The sequence below is a fragment of the Streptomyces sp. NRRL S-350 genome (assembly GCF_000719705.1).
Classification (GTDB): domain Bacteria; phylum Actinomycetota; class Actinomycetes; order Streptomycetales; family Streptomycetaceae; genus Kitasatospora.
In genome coordinates this window covers 49,110-56,461 of the sequence record NZ_JOHO01000044.1, presented here as the reverse complement: position 1 = coordinate 56,461, position 7,352 = coordinate 49,110, and the positions used below count along the sequence as shown (strand labels likewise).

Here is a 7,352-nt window from a genome sequence, read left to right as displayed (position 1 = left end):
CGCCGAGCCCCCGCCGAGCCCCCGCCGAGCCCCCGCCCGAGGCTTCCACATTCTGTTGAAGTCACGCTTGACGCCTGTCCGGGGGTCGCCTTACCTTGTTTCCACATACAGAAACCGTTCTTCCGTATGGTGGAATTCAGGAGATGAGCCCTCCGAGCCACTGCGGGCCGACGCAGGAGAGACCCGATGCCTCGTATGACAGCCGCCCGCGCGGCCGTGGAGATCCTCAAGCTCGAAGGCGTTGAGGTCGCGTTCGGCGTGCCGGGCGCAGCCATCAACCCGTTCTACGCCGCCCTCAAGGCCTCCGGCGGCATCCGGCACACGCTGGCCCGGCACGTCGAGGGCGCCTCCCACATGGCCGAGGGGTACACCCGCGCCGAGGCCGGCAACATCGGCGTCTGCATCGGCACCTCCGGCCCGGCCGGCACCGACATGATCACCGGCCTGTACTCGGCGACCGCCGACTCCGTCCCGATCCTGTGCATCACCGGCCAGGCGCCCGTCGCCCGGCTGCACAAGGAGGACTTCCAGGCCGTCGACATCGCCTCGATCGCCAAGCCGGTCACCAAGGCCGCCACCACCGTGCTGGAAGCCGCGCAGGTCCCCGGCGTCTTCCAGCAGGCCTTCCACCTGATGCGCTCCGGCCGCCCCGGTCCGGTCCTGATCGACCTGCCGATCGACGTCCAGCTGACCGAGATCGACTTCGACCCGGAGGCCTACCAGCCGCTGCCGGTCTACAAGCCGACCGCCAACCGCATCCAGATCGAGAAGGCCATCGCGCTGCTCCAGGAGTCGGAGCGCCCGCTGATCGTGGCCGGCGGCGGCGTCATCAACGCCGACGCCTCCGAGCTGCTGCTGGAGTTCGCCGAGCTCACCGGCGTCCCGGTGGTCCCGACCCTGATGGGCTGGGGCATCGTGCCGGACGACCACGAGTTGAACGCCGGCATGGTCGGACTGCAGACCTCGCACCGCTACGGCAACGAGAACTTCCTCGCCTCCGACTTCGTCCTCGGCATCGGCAACCGCTGGGCCAACCGCCACACCGGCGGCCTGGACGTCTACACCGCGGGCCGCACGTTCGTCCACGTCGACATCGAGCCCACCCAGATCGGCCGGATCTTCGCCCCCGACCTGGGCATCGCCTCCGACGCCAAGGCCGCGCTGGAACTCTTCGTCCAGGTCGCCCAGGAGCTCAGGGCCGCCGGGCGGCTCAAGGACCGCAGCGCGTGGGCCGCCTCCACCCAGCAGCGCAAGGCGACGCTGCAGCGCCGCACGCACTTCGACGACGTGCCGCTCAAGCCGCAGCGCGTCTACGAGGAGATGAACCGGGCGTTCGGGCCGGAGACCCGCTACGTCACCACCATCGGCCTCTCCCAGATCGCCGGCGCGCAGATGCTGCACGTCTACCGCCCGCGGCACTGGATCAACTGCGGCCAGGCCGGTCCGCTCGGCTGGACCATCCCGGCCGCGCTGGGCGTCGCCACCGCCGATCCCGAGGGCCAGGTCGTCGCGCTCTCCGGCGACTACGACTTCCAGTTCATGGTCGAGGAGCTGGCCGTCGGCGCGCAGCACCGGATCCCGTACGTCCACGTGCTGGTCAACAACTCCTACCTGGGCCTGATCCGCCAGGCGCAGCGCAACTTCGACATCGACTTCCAGGTCAAGCTGGAGTTCGAGAACATCAACGCGCCGGAGCTGGGCGTCTACGGCGTGGACCACGTCAAGGTCGCCGAGGGCCTGGGCTGCAAGGCGATCCGGGTCACCGAGCCGGAGGGCCTGCTGCCCGCCTTCGAGGAGGCCAAGAAGCTGGCCGCCGAGTTCCGCGTCCCGGTCGTGGTCGAGGCGATCCTGGAGCGGGTCACCAACATCTCGATGAGCGGCAGCGACATCGACAAGGTCAACGAGTTCGAGGAGCTCGCCACGCTCCCCGAGCACGCGCCGACGGCGATCAAGCCGCTCGCCGTCTGACCTGGCCGGCGGCGCCGCGACCCCGCCGGCCCCGCGATCCCGCCGCGAGGGGGCGTACGAGCCGCTCCGTACGCCCCCTCGCGCCCGGAACACCGGCGGCGCCGGCACGGTTGAGCCGTCCGGGGCCGCTACCGTGTGCCCGGGCGAGAACCCGTCGCCGACCTGCCGAAAGGACCACCACCGTGAGCCTGTACGACATCCCCCTGCGCACCCTCTCCGGCGAGCCCACCTCGCTGGCCGACCACAAGGGCAAGGCGCTGCTGATCGTCAACGTCGCCTCCAAGTGCGGCCTGACCCCGCAGTACGCCGGGCTGGAGCGCCTCCAGGAGCGCTACGCCGGCCGCGGCTTCACCGTGCTGGGCTTCCCGTGCAACCAGTTCGCCGGGCAGGAGCCGGGCAGCTCCGAGGAGATCGCGACCTTCTGCTCCACCACCTACGGCGTGACCTTCCCGCTGTTCGAGAAGATCGACGTCAACGGCGACGACCGGCACCCGCTGTACCGGCAGCTGACGCAGGTGGCCGACGCCGAGGGCCAGGCCGGGGACGTGTCCTGGAACTTCGAGAAGTTCCTGGTCTCGCCGGACGGCACCGTGGCGGCCCGGCTGCGGCCGCGCGTCGAGCCGGAGTCGGACGAGCTGATCGCCGCGCTGGAGGCCGTCCTGCCGGCCTGACGCTCCCGCGCGGAAGCGAGGGCCGCCTCCGGGCGGCCCTCGCCCGTCACAGCAGCAGCCGGGTGCCCGGCGGGAGTTCACCCGACCGGGCGGCGTCGCGCAGGTGCGCCAGCAGGGTGGTGCGCAGCGCCTCCGCGGCGCGGGTGAGCGGCACCTCGTGGCCGTGGGCGACGGCGATGGTGCGGCCCAGCCCCGGCGCGACGAACTGGGTCACCGCGAGGCCCGAGCGGGCCGCCACCATGCCGGGCACCACGGCAGCACCGATCCCGGCCCGGACGAAGCCCAGCACCGCGTCCATCTCGCCGCCCTCCACCGCGAACTCCGGTTCGAAACCGGCCGCCCGGCAGGCCGCCAGCGTCGCCTCGCGGACGTCGTAGCCCTCCCGGAACATCACCAGCGGCCGCCCCCTGAGTTCTGCCACCCGGACCTTGCGCCGGCCCCGGCGCTCGGCGGAGACCAGGACCAGTTCCTCGTGCAGCAGCCCGGTGACGGCGAGGGCGGGCGCCTGTTCCCCGCTCGGCGGGGTGATGATCAGCGCCAGGTCCAGCTCCCCGGCCGCCAGTGAGCGGACCAGGTCGCGCGACCCGCCCTCGCGGACGGCCAGCGCCACGCCCGGGTGGCGGTCCCGGAACACCCGCAGCACGTCCGGCACCAGGCTGGTGCACAGGCTCGGCGGCGCGCCCAGCCGGACCCGGCCCCGGCGCAGCTGCACCGTCTCCTGGACGGCCAGCCGGGCGCTCTCGGTGTCCGCGATGATGCGCCGGGCCAGCGGCAGCAGGGCGTCCCCGGCGTCGGTCAGGGCGATGTTGCCCCGGGTGCGGTGGAACAGTTCGGCGCCCAACTCCCGCTCCAGCGAACGGATCTGCTGCGAGAGGGACGGCTGCGCCACATGCGCCGCCTCGGCCGCCCGGGTGAAGTGGCGGGTCTCGGCGACGGCCAGGAAGTAGCGGAGTTGCTGGAGCTGCACACGGCCAGGATAGGCCGCTCCGATAGGCAGTACCTATCGTGGTGAGCCGCATCATGTCTTGGACGCACCCTGGTGGCCGTCCCTACCGTTGCAACCATGACAACCGCGACTCGGACGGCCCGGCATCCGTCCACCCTGGCGACGCTGTGGCGGTCGACCGTCGGCAAGAAGGCGGTCATGGCCGTCACCGGACTGGTCATGCTGCTGTACCTGGTCGCGCACATGCTGGGCAACCTCAAGGTGTTCGCCGGCCCGGACGACATCAACGGCTACGCGGCCTGGCTGCGCACCATCGGCCGGCCGTTCCTCGGCCACGAGTGGTTCCTGTGGATCGCCCGGCTCGTCCTGCTGGCCTCCGTCGGACTGCACGGCGTGTCCGCCTACCAGCTCAGCCGCCGCGACCTGGCCGCCCGCCCGAGCAAGTACGCCCACAAGCGCCGCCGTGCGAGCTACGCGACCCGCACCATGCGCTGGGGCGGGGTGATCCTGGCGCTGTTCCTCGTCTGGCACATCCTCGACCTCACGACGCTGACCGTGAACCCGGCCGCCGAGGAGGGCCACCCGTACCAGAACATCGTCGCCTCGTTCGGGACCTGGTACTCGTGCGTGATCTACATCGTCGCGATGCTGGCCGTCGGACTCCACGTCCGGCACGGCTTCTGGAGCGCGGCCCAGACCCTCGGCGCCAACAACGCCCGCCGGGACCGGGCGCTCAAGCTGACCGCGAACGGCCTGGCGCTCGTGCTGACGGCCGGCTTCCTGTCCGTCCCCGTGGCCGTGATGACCGGAGTGGTGAAGTGAGCAGCCCGTACACCGACTACACCCTCGGCGAGCCCGTCGCCGACACCAAGGCCCCCGCCGGGCCGATCGAACAGCGCTGGGACCAGCGGCGGTTCGACGCCAGGCTGGTCAACCCGGCCAACCGGCGCAAGCACACGGTGATCGTCGTCGGCACCGGCCTGGCGGGCGGCGCGGCCGGCGCGACACTGGCCGAACAGGGCTACCGCGTCGTCCAGTTCTGCTTCCAGGACTCCCCCAGGCGCGCCCACTCCATCGCCGCCCAGGGCGGCGTCAACGCGGCCAAGAACTACCGCAACGACGGCGACTCGATCCGCCGGCTGTTCTACGACACCGTCAAGGGCGGCGACTTCCGCGCCCGCGAGTCCAACGTGCACCGGCTCGCCCAGGTGTCGGTGGAGATCATCGACCAGTGCGTGGCCCAGGGCGTGCCCTTCGCCCGCGAGTACGGCGGCCTGCTGGACACCCGCTCCTTCGGCGGCGTCCAGGTCTCCCGCACCTTCTACGCCCGCGGCCAGACCGGCCAGCAGCTGCTCCTCGGCGCCTACCAGGCGCTCTCCCGGCAGATCGCCGCCGGGAACGTGGAGATCCACCCCCGCACCGAGATGCTGGACCTGCTGGTCGTGGACGGCCGGGCCCGCGGCATCGTCGCCCGCGACCTGGTCACCGGCCGGATCAGCACCCACACCGCGGACGCCGTGGTCCTCGCCACCGGCGGCTACGGCAACGTCTTCTACCTCTCCACCAACGCCAAGAACTCCAACGCCACCGCGATCTGGCGGGCGCACCGGCGCGGCGCCTACTTCGCCAACCCGTGCTTCACCCAGATCCACCCGACCTGCATCCCCCGCTCGGGCGACCACCAGTCCAAGCTCACCCTGATGAGCGAGTCGCTGCGCAACGACGGCCGGATCTGGGTGCCCAAGGCCCAGGGCGACACCCGGCCGCCGGCCGAGATCCCCGAGGAGGAACGGGACTACTACCTGGAGCGGATCTACCCCGCGTTCGGCAACCTGGTGCCGCGCGACATCGCCTCCCGGGCCGCCAAGAACGTCTGCGACGAGGGCCGCGGCGTCGGCCCCGGCGGCCAGGGCGTGTACCTGGACTTCGCCGACGCGATCGCCCGCCTGGGCCGGGAGGCCGTCGAGGCCAAGTACGGCAACCTGTTCGAGATGTACGAGCGGATCACCGCCGAGGACCCCTACCGGGTGCCGATGCGGATCTACCCGGCGATCCACTACACGATGGGCGGGCTCTGGGTCGACTACGACCTGCAGACCACCGTCCCGGGCCTGTTCGCGATCGGGGAGGCCAACTTCTCCGACCACGGCGCCAACCGGCTCGGCGCCAGCGCCCTGATGCAGGGCCTGGCCGACGGCTACTTCGTGCTGCCGCCCACCCTCAACGACTACCTGGCCCGCAACCCGCTGACCGGCGTGCCCGCCGACCACCCGGCGCTCACCGAGGCGCAGGCCGAGGTCGAGGACCGGCTCAACCTGATCCTCGCGGTGAACGGCGACCGCACCCCCGACTCCTTCCACCGCGAACTCGGCGAACTGCTCTGGGACGAGTGCGGCATGGCCCGCGACGCGGCCGGGCTCACCCGGGCGCTCGAGCGGATCCCGCGGCTGCGCGAGGAGTTCTGGCGCCGGATCAGGGTGCCCGGCAGCGGGCAGGAGCTCAACCAGTCGCTGGAGAAGGCCAACCGGCTCGTCGACTACTTCGAACTGGCCGAGCTGATGTGCCTGGACGCCCTGCACCGCGCCGAGTCCTGCGGCGGCCACTTCCGTACCGAGAGCCAGACGCCCGACGGCGAGGCCGCCCGGCGCGACGAGGAGTTCGGCTACGCCGCCGCCTGGGAGTTCACCGGCACCGGCACGCCGCCCGTCCTCCACCGCGAAGAGCTCGACTTCGCGTACGTCCACCCCACCCAGCGGAGCTACGCATGAACCTCACCCTGCGCATCTGGCGCCAGGCGGGCCCGGACGCACCCGGGTCGATGACCACCTACCAGGTCGGCGGCATCAGCCCGGACATGTCCTTCCTGGAGATGCTCGACACCCTCAACGAGGAGCTCATCACCCGGGGCGACCAGCCGGTCGCCTTCGACCACGACTGCCGGGAAGGCATCTGCGGCGCCTGCGGCATGGTCATCAACGGCCAGGCGCACGGCCCGGAGCGGACCACCACCTGCCAGTTGCACATGCGGCACTTCCGGGACGGCGACACCATCGACGTCGAGCCGTGGCGGGCGGCCGCCTTCCCGGTGGTCAAGGACCTGGTGGTGGACCGCACGGCCTTCGACCGGATCATCGGCTCCGGCGGCTACATCACCGCGCCCACCGGCAGCGCCCCCGAGGCGCACGCCACGCCCGTGCCCAAGGAGGCCGCCGACACCGCCTTCGAGCACGCCGAGTGCATCGGCTGCGGCGCCTGCGTGGCGGCCTGTCCGAACGGCTCGGCGATGCTGTTCACCTCAGCCAAGGTCGTCCACCTCAACGTGCTGCCGCAGGGCGCACCGGAGCGGTCCTCCCGGGTACGGAACATGGTCGCGGCCATGGACGCCGAGGGCTTCGGCGGCTGCACCAACACCGGCGAGTGCGCCACCGCCTGCCCCAAGGGCATCCCGCTGCCCAGCATCGCGGCGATGAACCGGGAGTTCCTGCGGGCCGCCCGCGGCTGACCCCTCCCCCCATGCGGTCGGGCCCACCGACCGTCGGCCCCTCGCGCTGGTGCTCGCGCGAGGGGCCGCCGTCCGACGGGGCGTGCAAGGGCAGTTCACGCTCCCCGTACGGGTGGTGGATCGCGCCGAGCGGTGCTCCGGTGCGGAAAATCGCGCTACGGTGGTGCTCCGCTACGGAGGGACGGCATATGCCCGAGGTTCAGTCCTGTGCCGGCTGCGGCGGGTCCGGGGGGACCCAGAAGACCGAGGCAACGGTCGAACTGGA

Annotated in this window: 6 protein-coding genes; 5 read left to right on the top strand and 1 reads right to left on the bottom strand. The window is 71.8% G+C overall.

Annotated features, from left to right (window positions below; all coding sequences use genetic code 11):
- The first annotated feature begins 186 nt into the window (after window positions 1-186).
- The gene (gcl, locus tag IF30_RS0129305) at window positions 187-1,968 is read left to right on the top strand and encodes a glyoxylate carboligase (RefSeq protein ID WP_078891811.1); all 1,782 of its coding nucleotides are present in this window, start codon (window positions 187-189) and stop codon (window positions 1,966-1,968) included.
- Between the two features lie 182 nt (window positions 1,969-2,150).
- A complete protein-coding gene (locus IF30_RS0129300) occupies window positions 2,151-2,639 on the top strand; it encodes a glutathione peroxidase (RefSeq protein WP_030244043.1) in 489 nt (162 codons plus the stop codon).
- Window positions 2,640-2,685: 46 nt separating this feature from the next.
- On the opposite strand, the gene IF30_RS0129295 is transcribed toward IF30_RS0129300, so the two are convergent.
- Window positions 2,686-3,606 carry a LysR family transcriptional regulator gene (locus IF30_RS0129295; protein ID WP_030244041.1) on the bottom strand — a complete coding sequence of 307 codons (921 nt, stop codon included), beginning with the start codon at window positions 3,604-3,606 and terminating at the stop codon, window positions 2,686-2,688.
- Between the two features lie 96 nt (window positions 3,607-3,702).
- Here IF30_RS0129295 and IF30_RS0129290 point away from each other — a divergent pair, with 96 nt between their 5' ends.
- The 3 genes from IF30_RS0129290 to IF30_RS0129280 are packed head-to-tail and all read left to right on the top strand — an operon-like array spanning window position 3,703 to window position 7,087.
- Entirely contained in the window at window positions 3,703-4,407 is a 705-nt protein-coding gene (locus IF30_RS0129290) for a succinate dehydrogenase cytochrome b subunit (protein WP_030244040.1), read from the top strand.
- Window positions 4,404-6,353 carry a fumarate reductase/succinate dehydrogenase flavoprotein subunit gene (locus IF30_RS0129285; RefSeq protein ID WP_030244038.1) on the top strand — a complete coding sequence of 650 codons (1,950 nt, stop codon included), beginning with the start codon at window positions 4,404-4,406 and terminating at the stop codon, window positions 6,351-6,353. Before IF30_RS0129290 ends, IF30_RS0129285 begins: the two co-directional genes overlap by 4 nt.
- Window positions 6,350-7,087: a succinate dehydrogenase/fumarate reductase iron-sulfur subunit gene (locus tag IF30_RS0129280; protein WP_030244036.1), complete on the top strand. Its 738-nt coding sequence runs from the start codon at window positions 6,350-6,352 to the stop codon at window positions 7,085-7,087. Before IF30_RS0129285 ends, IF30_RS0129280 begins: the two co-directional genes overlap by 4 nt.
- The last annotated feature ends 265 nt before the right edge of the window (window positions 7,088-7,352 follow it).